Source organism: Candidatus Brocadiia bacterium (assembly GCA_041658285.1).
In the GTDB taxonomy this organism is placed as follows: domain Bacteria; phylum Planctomycetota; class MHYJ01; order JACQXL01; family JACQXL01; genus JBBAAP01.
Map to the genome: position 1 here is coordinate 88,752 of JBBAAP010000001.1, position 21,024 is coordinate 109,775.

26 protein-coding genes and 2 tRNA genes are annotated in these 21,024 nt (G+C 49.5%); 12 read left to right on the forward strand and 16 right to left on the reverse strand.

From position 1 onward, the window contains the following. The first annotated feature begins 5 nt into the window (after window positions 1-5). The 7 genes from WC980_00340 (at window position 6) to WC980_00370 (ending at window position 5,150) form a co-directional block, all read left to right on the forward strand. Window positions 6-1,856, forward strand: a complete 1,851-nt coding sequence (locus tag WC980_00340; protein MFA5793506.1) for an ABC transporter ATP-binding protein — start codon at window positions 6-8, stop codon at window positions 1,854-1,856. Beyond that, window positions 1,846-2,379 (forward strand): NUDIX hydrolase, encoded by a 534-nt coding sequence (locus tag WC980_00345; GenBank protein ID MFA5793507.1) that lies wholly within the window; start codon window positions 1,846-1,848, stop codon window positions 2,377-2,379. The genes WC980_00340 and WC980_00345 overlap by 11 nt, the downstream gene beginning before the upstream one ends. A 75-nt stretch (window positions 2,380-2,454) precedes the next feature. After that, window positions 2,455-2,982 (forward strand): hypothetical protein, encoded by a 528-nt coding sequence (locus WC980_00350; GenBank protein MFA5793508.1) that lies wholly within the window; start codon window positions 2,455-2,457, stop codon window positions 2,980-2,982. Window positions 2,983-3,115: 133 nt separating this feature from the next. After that, the gene (gene thiE, locus WC980_00355; GenBank protein MFA5793509.1) at window positions 3,116-4,204 is read left to right on the forward strand and encodes a thiamine phosphate synthase; all 1,089 of its coding nucleotides are present in this window, start codon (window positions 3,116-3,118) and stop codon (window positions 4,202-4,204) included. A 14-nt stretch (window positions 4,205-4,218) separates the two neighbouring features. Further along, window positions 4,219-4,716: a hypothetical protein gene (locus tag WC980_00360; protein MFA5793510.1), complete on the forward strand. Its 498-nt coding sequence runs from the start codon at window positions 4,219-4,221 to the stop codon at window positions 4,714-4,716. Further along, the gene (locus tag WC980_00365; GenBank protein MFA5793511.1) at window positions 4,713-4,907 is read left to right on the forward strand and encodes a hypothetical protein; all 195 of its coding nucleotides are present in this window, start codon (window positions 4,713-4,715) and stop codon (window positions 4,905-4,907) included. Before WC980_00360 ends, WC980_00365 begins: the two co-directional genes overlap by 4 nt. 108 nt (window positions 4,908-5,015) lie before the next feature. Next, the gene (locus tag WC980_00370; GenBank protein MFA5793512.1) at window positions 5,016-5,150 is read left to right on the forward strand and encodes a hypothetical protein; all 135 of its coding nucleotides are present in this window, start codon (window positions 5,016-5,018) and stop codon (window positions 5,148-5,150) included. Between the two features lie 597 nt (window positions 5,151-5,747). On the opposite strand, the gene WC980_00375 is transcribed toward WC980_00370, so the two are convergent. The 5 genes from WC980_00375 to WC980_00395 form a co-directional block, all read right to left on the reverse strand. Further along, entirely contained in the window at window positions 5,748-7,274 is a 1,527-nt protein-coding gene (locus tag WC980_00375; protein MFA5793513.1) for an RNA-directed DNA polymerase, read from the reverse strand. 355 nt (window positions 7,275-7,629) lie between these two features. Beyond that, on the reverse strand, window positions 7,630-7,977 hold the full coding sequence (locus WC980_00380; protein ID MFA5793514.1) for a 1-deoxy-D-xylulose-5-phosphate synthase: 348 nt from the start codon (window positions 7,975-7,977) through the stop codon (window positions 7,630-7,632). A gap of 36 nt (window positions 7,978-8,013) precedes the next feature. Continuing rightward, window positions 8,014-8,625, reverse strand: coding sequence for a DedA family protein (locus tag WC980_00385; GenBank protein MFA5793515.1), 612 nt, complete (start codon window positions 8,623-8,625; stop codon window positions 8,014-8,016). An 87-nt stretch (window positions 8,626-8,712) separates the two neighbouring features. Continuing rightward, window positions 8,713-9,129 carry a PAS domain-containing protein gene (locus tag WC980_00390; GenBank protein MFA5793516.1) on the reverse strand — a complete coding sequence of 139 codons (417 nt, stop codon included), beginning with the start codon at window positions 9,127-9,129 and terminating at the stop codon, window positions 8,713-8,715. Between the two features lie 82 nt (window positions 9,130-9,211). After that, on the reverse strand, window positions 9,212-10,408 hold the full coding sequence (locus WC980_00395) for a GTPase (protein ID MFA5793517.1): 1,197 nt from the start codon (window positions 10,406-10,408) through the stop codon (window positions 9,212-9,214). A 266-nt stretch (window positions 10,409-10,674) separates the two neighbouring features. Here WC980_00395 and nrdR point away from each other — a divergent pair, with 266 nt between their 5' ends. The 4 genes from nrdR to WC980_00415 are packed head-to-tail and all read left to right on the forward strand — an operon-like array spanning window position 10,675 to window position 13,155. Next, window positions 10,675-11,127 carry a transcriptional regulator NrdR gene (gene nrdR / locus WC980_00400; GenBank protein MFA5793518.1) on the forward strand — a complete coding sequence of 151 codons (453 nt, stop codon included), beginning with the start codon at window positions 10,675-10,677 and terminating at the stop codon, window positions 11,125-11,127. A 31-nt stretch (window positions 11,128-11,158) separates the two neighbouring features. Further along, the gene (locus WC980_00405; GenBank protein ID MFA5793519.1) at window positions 11,159-12,484 is read left to right on the forward strand and encodes a pyridoxal phosphate-dependent aminotransferase; all 1,326 of its coding nucleotides are present in this window, start codon (window positions 11,159-11,161) and stop codon (window positions 12,482-12,484) included. A gap of 1 nt (window position 12,485) precedes the next feature. Next, window positions 12,486-12,719, forward strand: a complete 234-nt coding sequence (locus tag WC980_00410; GenBank protein MFA5793520.1) for a hypothetical protein — start codon at window positions 12,486-12,488, stop codon at window positions 12,717-12,719. Beyond that, on the forward strand, window positions 12,706-13,155 hold the full coding sequence (locus WC980_00415; GenBank protein ID MFA5793521.1) for an ATP-binding protein: 450 nt from the start codon (window positions 12,706-12,708) through the stop codon (window positions 13,153-13,155). Before WC980_00410 ends, WC980_00415 begins: the two co-directional genes overlap by 14 nt. 260 nt (window positions 13,156-13,415) lie before the next feature. Here the strand turns inward: WC980_00415 and WC980_00420 are convergent, their stop codons facing one another. From WC980_00420 to WC980_00470, 11 genes are all read right to left on the reverse strand, one after another. Further along, window positions 13,416-14,249, reverse strand: a complete 834-nt coding sequence (locus WC980_00420) for an FAD/NAD(P)-binding protein (protein MFA5793522.1) — start codon at window positions 14,247-14,249, stop codon at window positions 13,416-13,418. 1 nt (window position 14,250) lies between these two features. Beyond that, a complete protein-coding gene (locus WC980_00425; protein MFA5793523.1) occupies window positions 14,251-15,252 on the reverse strand; it encodes a 4Fe-4S dicluster domain-containing protein in 1,002 nt (333 codons plus the stop codon). 1 nt (window position 15,253) lies between these two features. Beyond that, on the reverse strand, window positions 15,254-15,766 hold the full coding sequence (locus WC980_00430; GenBank protein ID MFA5793524.1) for a hypothetical protein: 513 nt from the start codon (window positions 15,764-15,766) through the stop codon (window positions 15,254-15,256). After that, window positions 15,763-16,566, reverse strand: a complete 804-nt coding sequence (locus WC980_00435; protein ID MFA5793525.1) for a 4Fe-4S binding protein — start codon at window positions 16,564-16,566, stop codon at window positions 15,763-15,765. Before WC980_00435 ends, WC980_00430 begins: the two co-directional genes overlap by 4 nt. After that, window positions 16,563-17,009, reverse strand: coding sequence for a hydrogenase iron-sulfur subunit (locus tag WC980_00440; protein ID MFA5793526.1), 447 nt, complete (start codon window positions 17,007-17,009; stop codon window positions 16,563-16,565). The genes WC980_00435 and WC980_00440 overlap by 4 nt, the downstream gene beginning before the upstream one ends. 131 nt (window positions 17,010-17,140) lie before the next feature. Continuing rightward, window positions 17,141-18,340 (reverse strand): L,D-transpeptidase family protein, encoded by a 1,200-nt coding sequence (locus tag WC980_00445; GenBank protein MFA5793527.1) that lies wholly within the window; start codon window positions 18,338-18,340, stop codon window positions 17,141-17,143. Window positions 18,341-18,405: 65 nt separating this feature from the next. Further along, window positions 18,406-18,795, reverse strand: a complete 390-nt coding sequence (gene cdd, locus WC980_00450) for a cytidine deaminase (protein MFA5793528.1) — start codon at window positions 18,793-18,795, stop codon at window positions 18,406-18,408. A gap of 24 nt (window positions 18,796-18,819) precedes the next feature. Further along, window positions 18,820-18,909 (reverse strand) — tRNA-Ser (locus tag WC980_00455). A gap of 92 nt (window positions 18,910-19,001) precedes the next feature. After that, a tRNA-Ser gene (locus tag WC980_00460) sits at window positions 19,002-19,088 on the reverse strand. A gap of 47 nt (window positions 19,089-19,135) precedes the next feature. Continuing rightward, window positions 19,136-19,954: a hypothetical protein gene (locus tag WC980_00465; GenBank protein ID MFA5793529.1), complete on the reverse strand. Its 819-nt coding sequence runs from the start codon at window positions 19,952-19,954 to the stop codon at window positions 19,136-19,138. Between the two features lie 33 nt (window positions 19,955-19,987). Then, window positions 19,988-20,389, reverse strand: a complete 402-nt coding sequence (locus WC980_00470) for a bifunctional nuclease family protein (protein ID MFA5793530.1) — start codon at window positions 20,387-20,389, stop codon at window positions 19,988-19,990. 112 nt (window positions 20,390-20,501) lie between these two features. Between WC980_00470 and WC980_00475 the strand changes: the two genes are divergently transcribed. Next, entirely contained in the window at window positions 20,502-20,957 is a 456-nt protein-coding gene (locus tag WC980_00475) for a hypothetical protein (protein MFA5793531.1), read from the forward strand. The last annotated feature ends 67 nt before the right edge of the window (window positions 20,958-21,024 follow it).

Here is a 21,024-nt window from a genome sequence, read left to right on the forward strand (position 1 = left end):
TTAATATGAATCTGAATAACTCTCGCAGGCTGATTGCCCAGTTATACCCCTTTGCCCGACGCTACTGGGCCCTGATTATCGTTACCATGGTCTCGATAATATTCTACGGACTGCTTTCCCAGGGTCGGATTCTCCTTATAAAACCCATCAGCGACGTCTTAAAGACCAAGACCGCAGCCGGCGCCGCCCTTCCGGACGTCAGCGCTCTCAACCCCGCACAAACAGCCAAGTTTTCCATACCGTTCGAATCCTATATCCAGGGCGACTCGCCTGAAAAAACACTTATCAACACCGCCATCATCTACCTCTTGATGACTATCCTGGTGGTCATTTTCAACTACCTCAAGGAATACCTCCAGGAATACATAACCCTCAGGATTGTCATTGATATCCGCAACAAGGTCTGCGGACACCTTATGAACCTGTCCATCAGGTTCTTCCACGACAAGAAGTCCGGCGACCTGCTCTCGCGCATGACCAACGACATCACCATCACCCAGGGCGCGCTCCAACTCCTGTTCGGCGATTTCATCCAGCAACCCATTATGATACTAATGACCTTCGGCTATATGTTCGTCCTGGACTGGCAAATCACCCTGTTAATACTCATCGGCGTCCCGCTGGTCGCCCTGCCCATCGTCGCCTTCAGCCGCCAGATACGCAAGTACCGCTACAAGAGCCTGGTCAAGCTGGGCGAGGTGACCGAATCAATGCACCAGATATTCACCGGCATCAAGGTGGTCAAATCGTTCCAGATGGAGGAGAAGGAAAAACAGGACCTGAACAAAGAACATATGGGCTTCTTCCGCAAATCGCTCGGCGTGGCCCGGGCCATTGCCATGCTCCTCAGCGCTACCGAACTAATCGGCGCTTTATTGCTGCTGGGCGCCGCCTACGGGTTCTTTTACGTCCTCCAAACCGGCCGGCTGGAAATAACAACCGCTTTTATCTTTGTTGCTTTCCTGATACTCGCCTTCAAACCCATCCGCATCATCAGCCGAACCTACGGCTCGCTCCAGGCCTCGCTGGGCGGCGCGCAACGCATCTTCGAGATGATGGACCTGAAACCGGAAATCGTCGACGCGCCCAATGCCGCCGAACTGAAATCATTCAGCAATAATATCGAATTCAATAACGTCTCCTTCGCCTATGACCGCGAACCGGTCTTGCGCGATATCAACCTCAAGGTCAAAATCGGAGAAATCATCGCCGTGGTCGGCCCTACCGGCTCCGGTAAATCAACCCTGCTCGACCTGATTTCCAGATTCTACGACCCGACCCAGGGCGTCGTCTCCGTCGACGGCCTTAATATCCGCAACGTAAAACTGGCTTCGCTCCTCAAACACATCGCCATCGTCGGCCAGGAGCCCTTCCTGTTCAACTCGACCATCCGCGAGAACATCGCTTACGGCCGGCCCGGCGCCTCCGAGGACGAAATCAAATCCGCCGCCCGCTCTGCCTATATCGGCGACTTCATCGAAACACTGCCTCAGGGCTACGACACCGTCATCGGCGAACGCGGCGTCAAGCTCTCCGGCGGCGAACGCCAGCGCGTGGCCATCGCCCGGGCCATACTCAAAAACCCGTCCATCCTGCTGCTCGACGAAGCCACCTCGGCGCTGGATACCGAATCGGAGAAAATAGTCCAAAACGCCCTGCATAACCTGATTACCCAGCAGGGGCGGACCACCTTCATCATCGCCCACCGCCTGTCCACCATCCAGAACGCCCACAGGATTATCGTCCTGGAAAAAGGCGCCATTATGGAACAGGGCTCGCATCAGGAGCTGCTCCAGAAAAACGGGCTCTACGCCCGGCTTTACCAGACCCAGTTCGGAGAAGTCAATGGCCTATAAAATATCTTCCGCCCAGACCATCTACCGCGGCCGGATATTCAGCCTGGTCAACAGCCGGCTGACCGGACCGGACGGCCATCGTTTCGAGCGCGACACCGTGGTCCATCCCGGCGCCAGCGCCATGATACCTCTCATCGGAAAAGACAAAGTCCTGCTGGTCCGCCAGTTCCGCTACGCCGCCGGACAGGCGCTCTGGGAAATACCGGCCGGCACTCTGGACAAAAACGAGCCACCCGCCCGCTGCGCCCGGCGCGAACTGATTGAAGAAACCGGCTACGCCGCCCGGACTATGAAAAAAGTGCTCACCTTCTTCAGCTGTCCCGGATTCTGCACCGAGCGGATACACCTGTTCGTGGCCAAAGGACTGGCCAAGTCCAGGACCAAAGCCGCCCAGGATGCCGATGAATACATCAACTGCCGGATATTCACCAGCCGTGATATCAGCCGGATGCTCCGGACAAACCGGATAAAAGACGCCAAAAGCATCATCGGGCTGAACCTATGGCTGGCCGGGAAACTATAAAAATATTGCAAAACTTTCACGGGTTAATTAAATTAGGATTTGTGAAATCAGTCCTTAATAGAGTATTTGCGGTTTATGGCACAAAAAGATGATTTAATATTCGGCGACATCGCCATCCGCTCCAAGATGGTCAGCCAGGAGCAGATAGCCGAGTGCGTCAAGTTCCAGCGCAACCTCAAGGAATGGCGGGCGCTCGGGCAGATACTCCTGGAAAAGAACTACATCACCCCGGCCCAGCACCAGACGCTTGTAGACCTCCAGAAACGCAGCATCGAGACCAAGGCCATCAAGGCGCGCCGGCTCAAGGAAGACAACATCTTCGGCAAGATTGCCATGCGCCTGGGCTTTGCCTCTGAAAAACACGTGGACGAATGCCTGGGCGTCCAGCTGGAAATGGCCGACGACTACCCGCTCCGGCTGGGCGAGATTATGGTCAAAAAAGGATTCCTGACCGAGGAAAACGTCCAAAAAATATCTGAATTCCAGGGGCATCACCTCATCACCTGCCCCAAATGCGGACATAGCTATAACGTCATCCTCTTCAACCCCGGCGTCAAATTCATCTGCTATTCCTGCGACAAAGAATTGACAACCAACCAGTAATTGCTACCATAAATCGTAAAATTTGCCACTGAGACACAGAGCACACGGAGCGGGGAATTAAAAATTATATTGTTAAAATTACTTATTATCAATGCTCTCTGTGCCCTCTGCGCCTCTGTGGCTACGGAATCTTATGCTCTACCGTATCATTGACGTCAACTACAACCGCGCCCGCGAGGCCACCCGGGTCATCGAAGACTACGCCCGGTTCGGGCTGGACGACAAACCGCTCTACCAATCGGCCCGCGGCATCAGGCACCGACTGGTCCGGCTGATGAAACCGCTCGAGCGCGGACTGATTGCCTCGCGCGATATCAGCGCCGACGTGGGCAAGGACAACCCGGCCGGATCCAAGACCAACCCGGAAATAGTCACCAGCAACCTCAAACGCCTGCAGGAATCGCTCCGCTCCATCATCGAATACCTCAAGGCCGACCTGCCCGGGCTGGCCCGCCGGGTCGAAGCCCTCAGGTTCCAAGCCTACCAGCTGGAACAATCATTCAGATTCGTGCTCCATCCTAACCTCTGGCTGGCAAATACCCGGCTTTATCTCCTCATCTCCGAAAAGGATATCAACAAACTGCCCGGACTGCTCAGGCCTGCCCGGACTGCGCACGCAGACGGGTCCGGAGTAGATATGGTCCAGCTCAGGTCCAAAGGCCTGATGGACGACAAACTGCTGTCGCTGGCAAAACGAGTGCGCCAAATCACCCGGCAATACCGCAAGCTCTTCATCATCAACGACCGGGCTGACCTGGCGCTGCTGTCCGACGCCGACGGCGTGCATCTGGGCAAGGACGACATCGCTATCAGCCAGGCCCGCAAAATACTCGGCGTCAACCGGATAATCGGCGCCACCTCGCACGATATCAAAGAAGCGCTGTCCGCCCAAAGGCAGGGCGCCGACTACATCTCGGTCGGTCCGTTCTATAAGACACCGACCAAACCCGGACTCGAGCCCAACGGCTACGGCTACCTGGGCAAGGCCGTCCGGCAGCTCAGAATCCCCTACTTCCTGATAGGCGGCATAAACAAGGGTAATATCGGACAGCTCAAATCTGCCCACGGCCGCAAGCCCCTGCGCATAGCCGTGTCCACCGGCATCCTCACCGCTAAAAATCCCACTCTGGCCGCCAGGCAACTGGCCAAGCAACTGAATAATACAAGCGCTCGGGCCCACCACAAAGCTGAGATTAAATTTGACGCGGCGAGAGGTATTTGATATAAAAAAGTTATATGTTTTACGAAGAAGTGTTCAGGGCGTTCAACAAAGCCGGGGTTGAATATTTAGTAGCCGGCGGCGTGGCCACCGTATTACACGGCTTTGCCAGATTCACCGCCGACCTGGATATCACCATCCACCTGTCAGAAAAAAATATAGACCGCTTTTTTGATGCCATCGCCAAATTGGGATATCAACCGCGGCTGCCGGTGACCAAAGAGCAATTCAAGGATGAAAATAAAAGGCAGGAATGGATAAAAACCAAAAATATGAAGGTTTTCTCATTCTTCCATCCCAAAGAACACCTAAAAACCATTGACGTATTTATCAAAGAGCCCATCAGATTTGACCGGATGGCCAAAGCGGCAAAAAAGATAAGAATAAAAAATATCGCCATACCGGTGCTGTCCATCAACCATCTGATACTATTAAAGAAAAAGGCCGGCCGGCCGCAGGACCGGATTGATGTCGCCAACCTGAAGGAAATAATAAAAATCAAGAGGCGCCGATGAAAAAAAACCACGAAGACAGAATTACGCCCAGCGAACACCTCAACGACTATCTCAAAAGCACCTATCAGGAACGGCTCAACTGGCTGGAGGAAGCCAACAAACTCGTTTCAGCAGTCCCGGGCAAAAAGACCAAACGATCCAGGCCGCAAGCCCCTGCGCATAGCCGTGTCCACCGGCATCCTCACCGCTAAAAATCCCACTCTGGCCGCCAGGCAACTGGCCAAGCAACTGTAATTATCTTGTCGCTCGTCTCTCTCCTCAAAACTTGACTTAATTCCATTCCATGCTATCCTACGCTTATGAATAACATAAAGTTGCAGAAGCCGCTCTTCCTCAAACTCAGCATCTGCCTGGCCGAGGCCGAACGCAAGCAGTACGGTAGCAGGGGAAAACCGGCGTTAATCAATCAAGGGGTGGGGTATATTACTACTTAGCCCCTAGTATTATACTACTTAGCCCTTGTTATAATACTACTCAGCCCTTAGTATCATACTATTTAGCCCCTATTATCATACTACTTAACCCCTATTATTATACTACTTAGCCCTTATTATTATACTACTTAGCCCCTAGTATCATACTACTTAGCCCTTATTATTATACTACTTAGCCCCTAGTATCATACTACTTAGCCCTTATTATTATACTACTTAGCCCCTAGTATCATACTACTTAGCCCCTAGTATCATACTACTTAGCCCCTAGTATTATACCCCATACTCTAGGGTACTATAACCCATACGCTATACCCCTACCATATAGGGGTGGTATCCCCCCCCCTCCCTGTCTGAATATGCGTTATATTAGGATTTAGGGGTAAAAAAGAGCTTATTCGCCGAAAACAGTGCCCGGAAATGAGCCTGACAAGCGGATTACAAAATTAGGTGTGTGTCACCGGATTAAAACGTAAAATCTGGGAAAAAGTTCATTTATTATGTGGATTTTGTGAAGTTTTTTTAGGAAGTGTTGACCGGGAATGGGCTAAATTACTGAATTACCCGGCGTGGGATGTGTCCCTACTTACCCGTTAATTAAGATTCCCAATAGATAGATTGGAATAATTCAACCTCTGTGCGATCAATAATTTTATCCATTTTATCTATTTTGTCAGAATCTATGATACTATGACTATCAATTAGATTTTTTAATTTAGTATTCAACCACTCCGAATTCCAAATAACAGCTTGATTATTATTTACCTTTTCACAAAGTTTTTCTTTAAAAATAATATCCATATCTAACTTTAAAATTAGTCGTTGTAGCCAAACTTCAAGGTAGCCTGTGTTAGGAATTTTATCGAAACGTGCTTTAACCTTTTTAATCATTTTTAGCCTAACGTCATTATTCTCCTGCAAACTGATTAACTTACTCAAAATGGCTGTCGCTGTTGGGTAAGTTCTTGGGTTTTTTAACATAATGTCTACAATGATGCTAATTAGCACTGATAAATGTTCTCTTGTTTCTTTTATATTCTCTATTCGATAAAAGAATTTTAAAAGAAGCTTGACTAATACGCCAGAGTTTGGATACTTTTCAGACAAAGAATGAATAATGAATAATTCTTCCTGCAAGTTGCTTGATAATTGCTTTTGATTCATCCAGTAAAGCTTATCCGGTTTTAAGGAATCTCTTACTACATTACTGGAAGCAATTGTCTTGCTAGAGTTTAATTTCATCCCCAAGTCAATTAGAACTTCCGTCAAATACTTAACTATAAAGTCTGTATCCTGTGGATTATTTGTAAAAATTCTGTAGTCATCCCGATATCGTAAAATCTTGTAGTCATTTATGTTTTGGTTTTTGATTTTTTCCACCAACTGTAAATCGGCAAATCCTAAAATTATCTCAGCAATAAAATTCATTAAAACGCTGCCTTGTGGAATCCCATTGGTTTGGCCATACGCCATATTTCTAATGCATTCATCAATAACATTACCAATAAATGTTTTATCCTTTCTATATTTCTTTGCTTCATCTTTACCATGTAAAGCCCACGCTATTGAATGTGTATAAAGCGAACCATAGCAATTAGAAATATCTGTATGTAGTATGAATTCGTAATCCAGCCCTAACTCAATAGATTGCTGTTCTATCTCTAACCACCATTGCTCAACCGAAGAGGCCTTATCAGATTTTTCGCTTTCGGACTCAACGGGCAAGCTTATGCAAAGCAGTTGTTTATTTTGCCTGAACTGTTCAAATCTCTTAGTGATAAAAGCCCAGTTGCCAGTGCTCGTCATCCTATTTACAAGATCAATATAAATCGCAGGATGAATTAATTGAAGAGGGCGCCATGCATATTTACCATCTTTATTATCCAGCAACATATAGTTCAAATTTTCATAATCGCAAGGTCGTGTTGGTTTATCCTTTTTATTCTCCTGTTCAGAATAAGTCCCATAAAAATCTGAGAGCGATTTATTATCAATTGCAGTAGAAACGGCATCAAGTAACGGCTGGAAAGAGTAATAAACAGGGAGATCGATACTACAGTAGCTCTCCTGTTTTAATAAAAACTTTCTAGCTTCAATATCAGTTAATTCAAGAATCGATTTCATTTTAATCAATAACCTTTACTTCGCCACCTACGTTAAAGTTTCGAACGGACATAACAAAATCTCTTTAGACGGGATATTGGATATTGGGGACGCTTCCCTTTATTTCCCCTACGCCGTACTATTCCGGTGGCACACGCCTTGCCAGTTACAGAGTTATATAGTTATAGATTTACTAAGGCCGCCACAACATTCCTTTCGACAGATGCTCTGCGGGCAGTATAGCCGTTTCTTAAACATTGTCAAATAATTATATTGTTTTTGGAAGACAAAAGACTGCTGGATGCGGAACTGCCCCCACCCCTGAAGCGGGCAGGTGATGGCAGGCAGACCTGGCGAAGTGCCCCCCGAATTCCAGTTAACGGTTATATTTGCCCTTAAGCTTAAGTTTGCTTACTTTAATATTCTCGGGTTGCTCTCTGATTTGAAGCCAGTATTCTTTTCTGGCGTCTTCATCTATAACCACGGTGGTGCTATAAAGGGCATCTTGACCGTCTTTATGACAGCCTGATATCCAATACTCATCTCCGGTTTCTTTGTCGAAGAAGTTCGCTTTGAAGCCTGCCCCCTTGAGTGGTTCAAAATACTTATTTTTGTAATAGACGGACTTACCGGATTTGGAAAAAGTAACTCTGCCAATTCTTGCCGGACCAGCTAGACCGCCGCCTTTATACTCAATGTACATTATTTGCGATTTCGTAACCATATATTTTCTCCGCTAACACTTGCCTGCGCTCTGTCACTATACCTTCTTGTTCCTGCGTTTTTTGAGCCGGTTCTTGACCACAACGATTACCACGGCCACGAGCATAATCAGAACCAGCCAGAGCTTGATGCGCCCGACGAAGAAGGCCATCTGCCTGATTTCGCCTTCGAAATAGTAGCCCAGCCAGACCAGCAACGGCACGCTGATTAAGGCGGCCAGGAAATCCATCAGGATGAACCGCCCGATGGACATGCGCGACGCGCCGGCGCTGACGTAAATAAACGCCCTCAGCCCGGCCGCGAACCGGCCGAAGAATATGGCCGATTTGCCGTAACGGGCGTAGAACTTCTCTATCCGGGCCACCCGCTTCTGGGTAAAGAGGTATGAAAACGGCCTGATGCTGTATATATGGTTGCCATACTTGCGGCCCAGCCAGAAGGTTATCAGGTCGCCGGTGAGGATGCTCAGCATCGTTATCGGTATCATCAGCTCCAGCCGGGCGTAATCGTTGGCCGTGACGAACCCGGCCGCCAGCAGGATGATGTCTTCGGGCACGGGCATTCCCAGTCCGGTCAGGAGCAATGCGAAAATCACCCCGATATAGGAGAATATGTCCCTCGAGAAATATGTAATCAGATGGTCCAGCATAGTTATTTATAGCGCCTAATAATTTTGCCACGGAGGCTCAGAGAACACAGAGACCATTAATAATGGGTAATCTTAATAATATAATTCTTAAGCCTGCTCCGTGCGCTCTGTGTCTCTGTGGCTACTGCTCTGATTGCCGCGCTTAAAATGCGGCATATCAAACGGTATCTCCAGCGACAGTTCGACAAATCCTTTGTATTCGCCCTTTTCATACCAGGGCGATTGGTATATGAGCTTCTTTATGCCTCCCGCCTGACCGGCCGCCAGTTCGGGCAGGTTCTTTTCAATGGTGTATGCGTTGCTGGCCCTTTTGGCCATCAGCTCGGCCAGCTTGGCCCGGGCCGGCTCGGGATGGCAGTCCAGGATGTTCTTGCCGATGAGGGCCAGTCCGCCGTCGCGCCCGAAGACCTTGGCGGATTTGGCGTTCATATACAGGATGATGCCGCGCGCGTCGCAGACCGTCACCGCCCCGGCAAACTCATCCGCCCAAGCAGGATATTTCATATTTTAATCCCTGGATTTAGCCACTGAGGACACTGAGTATTTACCACGAAACCACGAAAATAGAAAAGTTAATTTTAATCTTTTATTTCTTAATTATAGTTTTTACCATATTCATCTGGCCGTTGTCAAATAACACAGGTGTCCCAAACTTATACTTCAACTCTTTCGCGCTGAGGCCGATGGCTTTTATCACCCGTTTGCGGAGCCTGTCTATGCCTGTGCCTTTCAGAGCGGAGATACGAAGTTCAGGTGATTGCGCCAAATCTGATTTGTTATAGACGGTTATAGTCTTTTTCGGAATAAGCCCGGCCAGCATCTCTTTATCAGCCGGGGTCAGGCCTTTGGTGGCGTCGAGCACCAGTATTAAGACATCGGCCCGGGCTATTTCGGACCTGGTGATACCGATACCGGCCTTTTCTATCAGCCCGCCGGGCTTTTGGCGCAGGCCGGCCGTGTCTATCAGCTTGAAAGGAACGCCTTCGACGGCGATGAGCTCTTCAACGCTGTCCCGGGTGGTGCCGGGCCGGTGATGGACCAGCACACGCTCGTGCCCGACCAGCGCGTTGAACAAGGTTGATTTGCCGACATTGGGCCGGCCGATGATAACCACCCGCCTGGGCCGGGTCAGCGCTATGCCCAGCCGCGCGCTTTGTAACAGCTGGCCGGCCAGCCTGTTGCGCCCGGATTCAGGCATCCGTTTCAGACGGGACAGCGCCTTTGACAGCGCGCCCTGATACTGGGCCAGCAACACCCGCCCGGCCAGCAGTGTGCGCGCCTGCAACAGCTCACGCAGGGCGGACTGCTGTATTTTATCTAATCCCTTCTTCTTACGGCCGGCCAGCCGGATAACCTGTTCGGTGGTTGATTCCTTAGCGCCCAATGATTTAAGCGCGTTGGTTATCAGTTTTACCGACATCTGCCCGCCGTGCGCGTTTATCTCGACGGTGTCCAGCCCGGTCAGGCTTTGGTCCGGTCTGATATATCGAATGACGGCCTGGTCTATCTTTTGGGTCAGGTCCTGCGGACGGCAGATATTGCCCAGATAGAAATGGTCGGGCCGAAGATTGGCGGGTGGCAATCTATGGAAATTACGGCCACCCATAGTCGGCTGTGCTCCTTTGTCGCATCCGCCTCTGGCGGACAACTTCACAGGCAGCCGAGCTAGCGCTATCGGCCGGAATACCTGGGCGATGACGCGCCGGGCGCCCGAGCCGAACAGCTCGATGACGCTGATACCACCCTGCCCGGACGGGATACTGACGCTATAATATGTGGTCATAACTAATATTCTATCTATCTAATTTGAGCTGAATAACCTAACAAAAACATGTTATAGTTCAATAAAATTCTTGCAGTATAGGAAAGTTTTATACTTCCTATACTGCCTGTGGGGGTCTGGGAGATTGCAGTCAATCTCCCAGGGGGTGACAGTGGCGCCACAGGCGACACGCCAGAGGGGTGATAACCCCTATGGAAGAAAATCCCGAAAGGATTTTCTTGACAGAACTTTCGATAGATATTGAATACGACAAGAGTGTATCAATTATGAAATGCCCCAACTGTAAGCAGGACAAGGATAAAGTGGTCGATTCCCGCCTGGTCAACGGCGGATACGAAATCCGGCGCAGGCGCAAGTGCCTGAAATGCGCCCGGCGCTATACCACCTATGAAAAGCGCGAGGAAGCGCTGCTCCGGGTCATCAAGAAGAACGGCTCTTCCCAGCCATTCCAACGGGCCAAGATAATATCGGGCATCACCAAGGCCTGCGAGAAGAGACCGATTTCGCTGGAAAGGCTTGAGGAAACCGTCAACAACGTCGAGCGGGCCCTTTATGACAAATATGACCACGAGGTGCCGGCCAAGTTCATCGGCGACCTGGTAATGAAAGAACTCAAGAAGCTGGACAAGGTGGCTTACGTCCGATTCGCCTCGGTCTACCGCGAGTTCAAGGACGTGAGCGAGTTCATAGACGAACTGAAACCGATATTGAAATCGTAATCATATATACCGAATAGTAAGGAGTACTGCTATGAGCAACGTAGCTTTTAACCCGATGATAGAGGCGTCCAAGTTCTGGACCCTGCGCGGTAACCCGGCCATCCTGACCGGACGGAAGCTCAAACGGGAAAACACCCAGTGGACGCACGACGGCGTCAAGCACGGAGTGGTATTCCTAAACATCGGCGACACCCACCTGGAAAAGAACATCATCGTGCCGTCAATGGTCAAGGAAGCCATCCATACGGCGGTGGAGAACCAGCCGATGTGTTACACCTTTTCCGAGGGTCATCCGGAACTGGTCAAGAGCGTGGCTAAGTATTACGGCGTGCCGGACACCGAGGTGTTTATCGTCAACGGCGTGACCGAATCAATCCTGTTCCTAGCCCGGATGATGTCACAGGTTTCGGGCGGGACCAAGGAAGCCGCTAAGTTCGCCCGCCGGACCAACTGGCCCAACATCATGCTGATTAACCCGGTCTATCCGCCCTGGAGCGGGATATTGCTGGAAAACGGGCTGAAACTGAATCTGGTCGACCGGCACCCGGCAGGCAAGCTCTGCGGCCAGCCGGACGTCAAACAGCTAAAGCGCAAGATTAACGACGGCACCCAGGCCATCGTCCTGATTCCGGCCGACAACCCCACCGCCAAGTTCCTGGACAAGAGCATCGTCGAGGAAATCGTCCGGACCATCCACGAACGCCAGAAAAAAGGCCAGAACATCTTCCTTATCGTCGACAACATCTATATGGAATTCATCGACCCGAAACTGAGGGCCGATTACGTCGGGCTATCCAATAAGTATAAGATACCGCTGATAATGCTGGGCGGAATCGACAAGACCCTGGGCACCGGACTGCACGGCGGCTGGCAGGTCATCCATATCCCGGCCGAACTGGAAAGCCTGCACCGGCAGACGCTCGAGGCGATGCGGGTGCTCTTTGCCAAGTACCTGGGCGCCAACACCATCACCCAGTACGCCATGATGCCCTACTTCAACGATTACCAACGGGTACTGGTGGACATCAAAAAGAACATCAACACCTTCCATAATTGGTGCGACAAATTCCAAAAAGGCCTGAAGAAAGGCGAAAAAAAATACCTGCGCTTCAAGTACGGCTCGCCGCAGCTGCCGCTGTATTTATGGCTGGAAATTATCCCCAAGAAAATATGGGCTAACGCCACGGAATTTGCCGATGATTTAGTAAGAAGCACGGGCGTACTGGTGGCTCCGGGCGACCCGTTCGGCGATAAAAACTGTTTCCGCATCTCGGTGGTGCGCGACCCGATTAAGCCGATAAATATACCGCGGATAATGCTTGATTTTATCCAGAAAAAAGCTACACTGCACAGGTAATATGGATAAACCTAAACATGAACTTTTTGGGGCGGTGGCTATACGATTGGGATTCATAACCAAAGCCCAGGTTAAAAAGTCGCTGGAAAGACAAAACGATCTGAAGCAGAAGGGCTTCCGCCGCCTGATCGGCCTGGTTCTGCTGGATATGGATTACCTGGATACGACACAGCTGATAAAGATATTGAAAGAACTTGAGCAGAGAAGAAAGGTCAATGAAAATGGCAAGCAATAAGAAAAAGGCCTCCAGTACCAATAAAAAATCTCTCCAGGAATCATTAACATTCGCCTGCCATCCGAAATACCTGGCCCAGGTGCGCCGGCTGGTCAGTAAGATATGGAAACAAGACCGCTTGCCGGAACGTGAAGGCCGGTTAGTGGCGCTGGCCGTGGATGAGGCGCTTTCGGCTATCGTTCGGCACGCTATCGGAACCAAACGTCCGGGCAATATCGATGTGGTTATCCATATAGACGACGTCCGCTTCAAGGCCGTTATCACCGATAACACCAACGGCAATCACATCAATTACACCGACCCCAAGGTGGTAAAAAACGAAAGACAATACCAAATGGGCGTTTACCTGATTTCGGCTATAATGGATGAGGTGGAATATTCCTACCGCAAAGGTTTCCAGAACGAGTTAAGCTTGATTAAGTTTATTAATATTTAGCCAGCCCCCGTCAAGAAATAGGCCGTCCCCTAAAAAGGACGGCCTTTTTTATTGGCATTGAGTCGCTCTAATCCAGTGTAACTATCTATAATAATGTGATTTTCACTGGATAAGACCCAGTATGTCCCATTCGCTTCGTTCAGGGATAAGGTGCCGGTAACTCACGCTGTTCGAACCGGCACTAATGAGCTTTTATTTGCACTAGCCCCGATACTTCGTATCGGGATAAGTGCCACTAAGTCGCTTCGCTCCAAGTGGCACTAATATTCAGGTGGGAGATCCTTGAGCTGGCCGGCCGTGAAGACAGGCCCTTCCTTACAGATATAAACCTTACCGACATTGCACCGCCCGCATTTGCCGATACCGCACTTCATCCGGTTTTCCAGCGTGGTATAGACGCTGTTCAGCCCGAATCCGAGTTTGTCCAGCACAGGAAGCGTGAACTTTATCATTATGGGCGGACCACAGACCAGAGCCACGGAATTAGCACTGTCCGGCTTGGCATCTTCCAGTATCTTAGGAACCAATCCAACCTGGCCGTCCCAATCTTTGGTCTCACCACCCGGGTCAACCGCCTTAACCAGCCTGACGCCGGGATATTTGGCCCATTCAGGCAACTCTTTGGTGTAAACCAGGTCGGCCACGGTCCGGGCGCCGTAAACTATGGTAATGTCTTTGAACCGGTCGCGCAGGTCCAGGCAGTTCCAGATGACCGAGCGAATGGGCGCCAGTCCGATGCCGCCGGCGATGAAGACTATATTCTTGCCCTGAAAATTGTCCAGAGGGAAAAAGTTGCCGTAAGGACCGCGGAAACCGATGGTCTCGCCGACTTCAATGTTTGCCAGCGCTTTGGTCACCCGGCCGCTCCGGCGAAAAGTGCATTCGATATAGCCCTGCTTGGTCGGGGCTGACGCGATGCAGAAAGTCGACTCACCCTCGCCAAAGGCCGAATACAAGCCGAACTGTCCGGCCTTAAAGTTGAACGAGCGAGCCACGGACTCATCCTGAAAAGTCAGCTTGAGAGTCTTGGTGTCGTAGGTCTCGTTGGTAACTTCCGTTACGGTCATCAGGTGCGGTTTATATACATTAGTCATATTAAGTTTTAGCTAGTTTATCTATGCTTACTAATACGTCAAGCAGGCTCATATCAGCCGGGCAATGGCGGATGCACCGGCCGCAACCGACACACAGGGTCCGGCCGAACTTACCCGGATAGTAATTGAACTTATGCTGTATCCTTTGGCGGAAACGCTTGGACTGGTTATCGCGCGGGTTATGCCCCGAAGCGTGAACCGTGAACATGGAGAACTGGCAGGCATCCCAATTTTTGTAGCGGCAGCCGCCATTAAGCGCGCCTTCATCCACTATGTCAAAGCAATGGCAGGTCGGGCAGAGGAACGTGCAGGCGCCGCAACCGATACAGGGTAACGTCATCTTGTTCCAAATCGGATGTTCGAAATTAGAATCCAACCACTGGCGGATCATATCCAAATCGAACTTCCGGTCCGGACCTTTGCATTCGACCGGTTGTTCTGAAACGTTGTCGCTAAACAAACCTTTATTCGAATTAACCAGCGCCCGGCCCTTTTCGGTTACCACCTCTACAATATAGTTGCCCTTGATTGTCCGGCGCAGGATGATATCGCTGCCTTCGGAACTGTCCGGCGCCAGCCCGGTGCTGGTGCAAAAACAGAACCGGTCGGATTGCTCACAGGCAACAGAGATGATGACATTCTTTTCCCGGCGCTTGATATAAAATTCGTCATTGCAGTCCCAGGCAAAAACCTTGTCCATAATCGGATAAGAAGCGGCTTCGCACGGGCGCAGGCCAAAGAGTATGACGCCAGCCGGCTCAGGCGCGTCTTTCAGCTCAACACCTTTCTGGCCGGATGTGAATGTAAGTATCGGCTCGCTGTCAGACAGGAAATATTCCTTGGACGACTTTGTCGGGTAAGGCAAACCGAGATTAATCTGCTTAAAAGAATTGATAACCTGGTAGGCGGAACCGCTTGATTCCTTAACCGGACCGACGACGGTGCGACCATCTTTTATCAAGCCGTCAATCAACGATTCCAACCGGTATAATGTTATTATCATATTAACCTAATGTCCGGCTCCAGTCACCTACGAAATGGCTGATAAAAATAACTACTATGACAATTATTACGTGTTCCAATATCACATGAGAAGCCTTGCTTCCCTGCGCTTTGGCCATACGCAAACTGACCATGGTTATAAGCAAAAGGCCCCAAGCCACTGCCACAAGAATAGCAATGGGCATTGTTATATCAGTTAACGGGATTGTGAATGTTTTGGAAAACTCCCAGAGCAGGATGGGCACGACAAAGGTCAGCGCCACTATGAATTTGGCAATGAATGTCGATATGGTAGCAACCCATATTTCCGCTTGGGTATGGGTATTTTCCGATTCTTCGGATATGTGAATGCCTAAAGCGTCCGAGAAGGCGTCGGCTATGGCAATGGTCAGGATACCGCCCAACACGGCCATTTTGCTGTGCGTGCCGGAATGCAAGCCAACCATCAGGCCGAGCGTGGTAATCACGCCTGAAGTCGACCCAAAGCTGAAACCGGTGGTTATTGAGTGCTTCATATTATAAAATTCTCCTTATCATCCGGATTATAGGTAGCCAGCGGCGGCGGGTTATCCGGATTGAATCCGGCTTCATACCCGAAATTATCCTTGATGTTATTATATATCATCCGGTTAAAAAGCATCAGCGGAATACCGACCGGGCAGGCACGTTGGCATTCTCCGCAGTTGATGCAACGCCCGGCCAGGTGGTAGGCCCGGGTGATATTCCACATAAAATTACCGACCTGATGCGGCGAGGTCGGAATCCAGGGCGGCTGGTTCTTATCTGCGATGCAACGATTACAGTAGCACAGCGGGCAAATCTGCCTGCAGGCGTAACATTTTATGCATTTGGAGAACTCCTTATCCCAAAATCGCCGGCGCTCCGCAATGGACAACGCGGACAGCTCTTTTATCCGTCTATCAGTTTCTACTGAATCAATAACGCTGAAATCACCTGATATTTCAATGGTCTCATCATATACCTCCGGCAGTTTATTACTACAAGACAGGCCAATGACATAAATATCAGCACGCGATAACTGCTTTTCCTGTATTAAACCGGTAATAGCCCTAAGGTTTGATAACGTCCCTAAAATACCTCGCCGGCCCAACGACTTGACTTCTGGTTTCAGGATATATTTACTGAGCATAACGCGGCAGGTCTTGTCATAAACCAGTTTATCCGCCTGATCGGGTGACGTTACCATAACCGGGCGGCCAAGTTCGGGGTTATCGCCCTTTTCATAACCGATAAAAACGGCTATGGTCTTGGCTTCAAGCAGTTCTTTAACGCGTTTTTGCAGCTTATCTATCATTTCCGAGAAACTTCCTTGAAAGACCCGCATTTGCGGACTGTTTCGGTTACGTTATTGACAACCTCGACGAATTTACCTCCTTCGGCCGCGGAAACCCAGGAGAAATGTATCCGTTCCGGCTCGATGCCGGCAAACCCGAGTATGTCCGTGAATACCATCCAGCGGCGGCGGGCCAGGAAGTTCCCGCTCCGGTAATGGCAATCGTTGGGATGACAACCCGATACCAACACGCCGTCCGCCCCGGTTTCGAAAGCTTTGAGGATGAAGAGCGGGTCAATCCGGCCTGTGCAAGGGACCTTAATAACCCTGATATTGGGCGCGTATTTAAGCCGGCTGGTGCCGGCCAGGTCGGCGCCGGCATAACTGCACCAGTTGCACAGGAATGCGACTATCCGTGGCTCAAAACCCTTGCTTGTAGCAGTGTTGTTGCTCACTTGATTCATTTGGCCAACCCTCTCTTGCATAAGGCAATTAAACGTCCTAATGTAATAGTAGATTATTTTTTGGCAAGAATTTCAGTATAAATGCTGAGGCAAGCCCGGCTAGTTTGACCCGAAACGCCTTGGACTGAAACCTACTCGATTATGATCTTTGTCCCTTCGGGAACAAGGTCATAAAGCTCTTCCACTTCGGCGTTGTGCATCCTGATGCAACCGTCGGAAACATTCTGACCGATGCTTTCGGGCTTGGTGGTACCGTGAATGCCCAGCCTGGGCCGTTCTTTAAACCCCATCCAGCGCGTTCCAAGCACATTGCGCGGATCGCCGTAAGGGATCTGTTCCTGATGTCCGTCTTCAAAGCGTTTGGTCCAGGGCGGATGAACAACTTTGCCGGCTATATGGAACTCGCCGGGCGGAGTCTCGCTCTTTTCCGGAGACCCGACGCCAATCATATATTCTTTGATATACTCGTTATTCATATAAAGAGTCAGCGTGTGGTTGACCTTGTTAATCTCAATATGGAAAACACCCGTCAGGATTTTGAGGTTATCATTCGGGAAAATATTAGTTCCTTTTACGCCATTAACCCGCCTGATATGCCCGAGCGACAGGTCGCCCGGAGCAACAACCTTATACTTTTTAGAAATAGCCGCAATAGTATCTCCGGGGACTACAGCATACATCGTGCTGTCCGGGGTCGGATACGGTGAAAACACCAGTTTTTTATTTATCTCAATCAACTTATTTTTAATATCATCGGCCTTTTCCTTGGGCAGATTACTTCTTAAAGCCATGGAAAATGCGTGCCGCGCTTTGAACTCGCGGTCCTGGATGCTGGTGTCGCTGAGATAATATTCGCCCAATTCAACTCCTGCCGCCCGGCCGCCCTGGCTCTGGGGAAACTTGGCCTGGGCTGTTTCCAAATACTGTATTTTCTGGGCTTTATCCTTGCTCCGGCGGCCGATTTCGTAATAGGCATCACCGCAATACTCGGCGCTGGAGTATTCCTTGACAATCTTTTCCCAAACCTTGAGCGCTTTTTCGGATTGCTCTAACTTGTCATGGGAAACAGCAATATAATACCAGTATTTGCCCTGGTCTTCAGCCTTGCCGTCGTTTATTTCCTGCTCCAGCCTTTTTATGGCTTCTTTATATTTACCCTGGCTGAAAAGCATAACACCGTCGGTCGGAGGGTTTGACGGCGGATTGTTGTCAACCGGCCCAGGAATCGGAGGAGGCGGTGGTTTCTGTTTATCCCTGCCAGGGACCAAAACATAACTATAAACCAACCATGCAATTACGATAAGCGCGACTAGTAATAAGAATTTCTTCATATGCTCCTCCTGATGATAAACGAATATTAGTTCTTACTTATAAACCTACGTAATACTAATATCGGCTAATCACGGTGGAATCTAAAGGGAGTGACCAATAATTCACCAAGCGGTTTCACTATCGGCTGTTTATTACCGGAAACAAGCACTATGGTAATATTTGGAGAGAACTCGGACAATACCTGAAGGCAGGCCCCACAAGGATATGCGATTGTCTTGCCGTTAGTTACTACGGTAATTACCTTAAAATCCCGGATTCCGGCCGACACCGCGTTAAATACCGCTGCCCTTTCGGCGCAAACGGTCAACCCATAAGAAGCGTTTTCTATATTACATCCGGTGAAAATACGGTTGTTCCGGGCCAGGATAGCGGCACCTACTTTGAACTTAGAATACGGCGCGTAGGCGCGCTTAAGCGCGGTCCTTGCGGAAGTGATAAGCGATTTGTATTCCATTATAATCAGTTATTAAATAAAAAACGGAGAGGCTGGGATTTGAACCCAGGGTAAGGGAAAACCCCCTACAACGGCTTAGCAAGCCGCCGCCATCAACCACTCGGCCACCTCTCCATATTTGTATCTTGACTATATCTTGAACGCGCTGTCTCAGCCGCCTTAAAATGGTGTAAAATGAACCCAAATCAGCTCCGCACTAAGTAAAACGGAGGCGGAAGGATTCGAACCCTCGGTCCCGCAAGCGGGACAACGGTTTTCAAAACCGTCGCCATCAACCACTCGGCCACGCCTCCCGTTCCAATGCCGCCGACCGGCGGCATCATGATAATGGCGCTGTCAGTTAAAACCCATATGACGTAACGAGGTAAAATCCTTTCATTGCCAGGTCGGTAGAAAACGTCGAACCGCCCTTAAGGTCGGCATTCAGGCTGGTGCTTCGGTATCCCAACCCGATCGGAATGTTCTTGTAAACGTTCATCTTCACATCAAATGAAAGATTAGCGTAACTGGCACTGACCTGGTTCGGCCCGATCTTTGCTGATTTCAGGTTAAACAGGGTCGCGGTCATGGCGAACTTGAATCTCTCCATAAAACCGACTTCCATAAAACCACCGATAACCGGTATTGGTATGTTAGCCTTTTCGCTGGTATTCACGCCGGTCGTGCCGGAGCTAACCTTAGTATCAAAGCCCAGGTAATTGGCACCGAGTAACAATCCAAATTCGCCTGAATTAAGCGAAGGGAAAGCCGACAGCAACGACGCCGGGGCAAATTCCCACTGGACCATAAGAGATCCAACCGTTGCGTCCATCGATGTTTTTATCGTATCGCTGGCGGTAAAGGTCTTGCCGCCAAAATTAACATCCCGCCCGATTATCCGCCTGCCGGAGAAACTGCCTGTGCCGTAAGAAACAACAATCGTCTTGAAAATAGGCGGCTTTACCTTAAACTCCAATTCACCGACTATGGCACTGCTCTTTATTCCCAGGTCATTTTTCAGGTCTAACTTTGTTCCGGCCAGGACCGAATCGCTCAGCTGTATGTTGCCGGTCAGCTGGTCATCCCATCCCAACCCCTTGACTTTGATAAACTCCGCCTGCGCCATCGAGGGAACCAGTATTACTACAGCTAAAACTAATCCCGCAATAACTTTCTTCATAAAGTTCCTCCTTATTCTATTATATCAGCTATTTCAATCAATCTCTTTAGCCAGATTATTCAATATCTTCTCCTCCACAAAAATCGGGCAGTTAAGATGGCTGGCCAGGACAATCGCATCGCTGGGCCGCGAATCAATTTCCACTTCGCGCCCGTTATTCTGTACCAGCAATCGGGCATAAAACGTATTGTTCTGCAGGTCGTTAATGACCACTCTCTTTACGCTGATTTCCAATCCTTTAAGGATGCTGATAATCAGGTCATGCGTCAACGGACGCGCCGTTTTAACGTTTCTGACCTGACGGTCAAGCGCGGCGGCCTCGTAAATACCTATGACTATCGGAAATATCCGGGTGCCCTGCTTCTCTTTCAGGATGATTATCTGTTCTTCACTCGCCTCATTTATCACTATTTTTGATAGTTCCATCTCAATCATGCCGATAATCTATATTTATGGGGCGTTTTAGTCAATAAATTTTACAAATTCCTTGACAGAGAGTTATTAAATAATATTGTTGGAATTGCCCATAAGGGCAGGAGGTATTAATATGAAGAACCGATCAAAGATAATAGCGCTGGGATTGGTGGCCACCATCGCATTAAGCTTCTCCTCGTGCACCCTGATGAAAAAGTATTTTAACACGGGTTCCCAGGGATTGGTTCAGAGCCCTGCCATAAAGAGTTACCAGGCGCCTGATGTACCGGTTCCGTCCAATTTCATCCATATGCCGGAAGAATCCCTGACATTCATTAACGGCACAGTCAGGACTTCTTACCTGAAGTATGTCGGCAGCGCCCGGACAAACGATGTCATTAATTTCTACGCATCCCAAATGGAAACCAACGGCTGGACCAGAATCCAGACCGGCAACCGGGAATCAATGGTTTACCAGAAGAAGAAGGAAATCTGTAAAATAGAAATAGTCCAGCTGATTTCTGAGACACAGCTGATTGTCAGGATCGGATATTACAAAACTGAGTTACCCGACCCTTTCAAGAAATAAGTGTAGATGGGAGAACGGAGTTTATCCTTACAGGTTGCTTCGCTGTTCCGCCTTAAACGGAACTCCA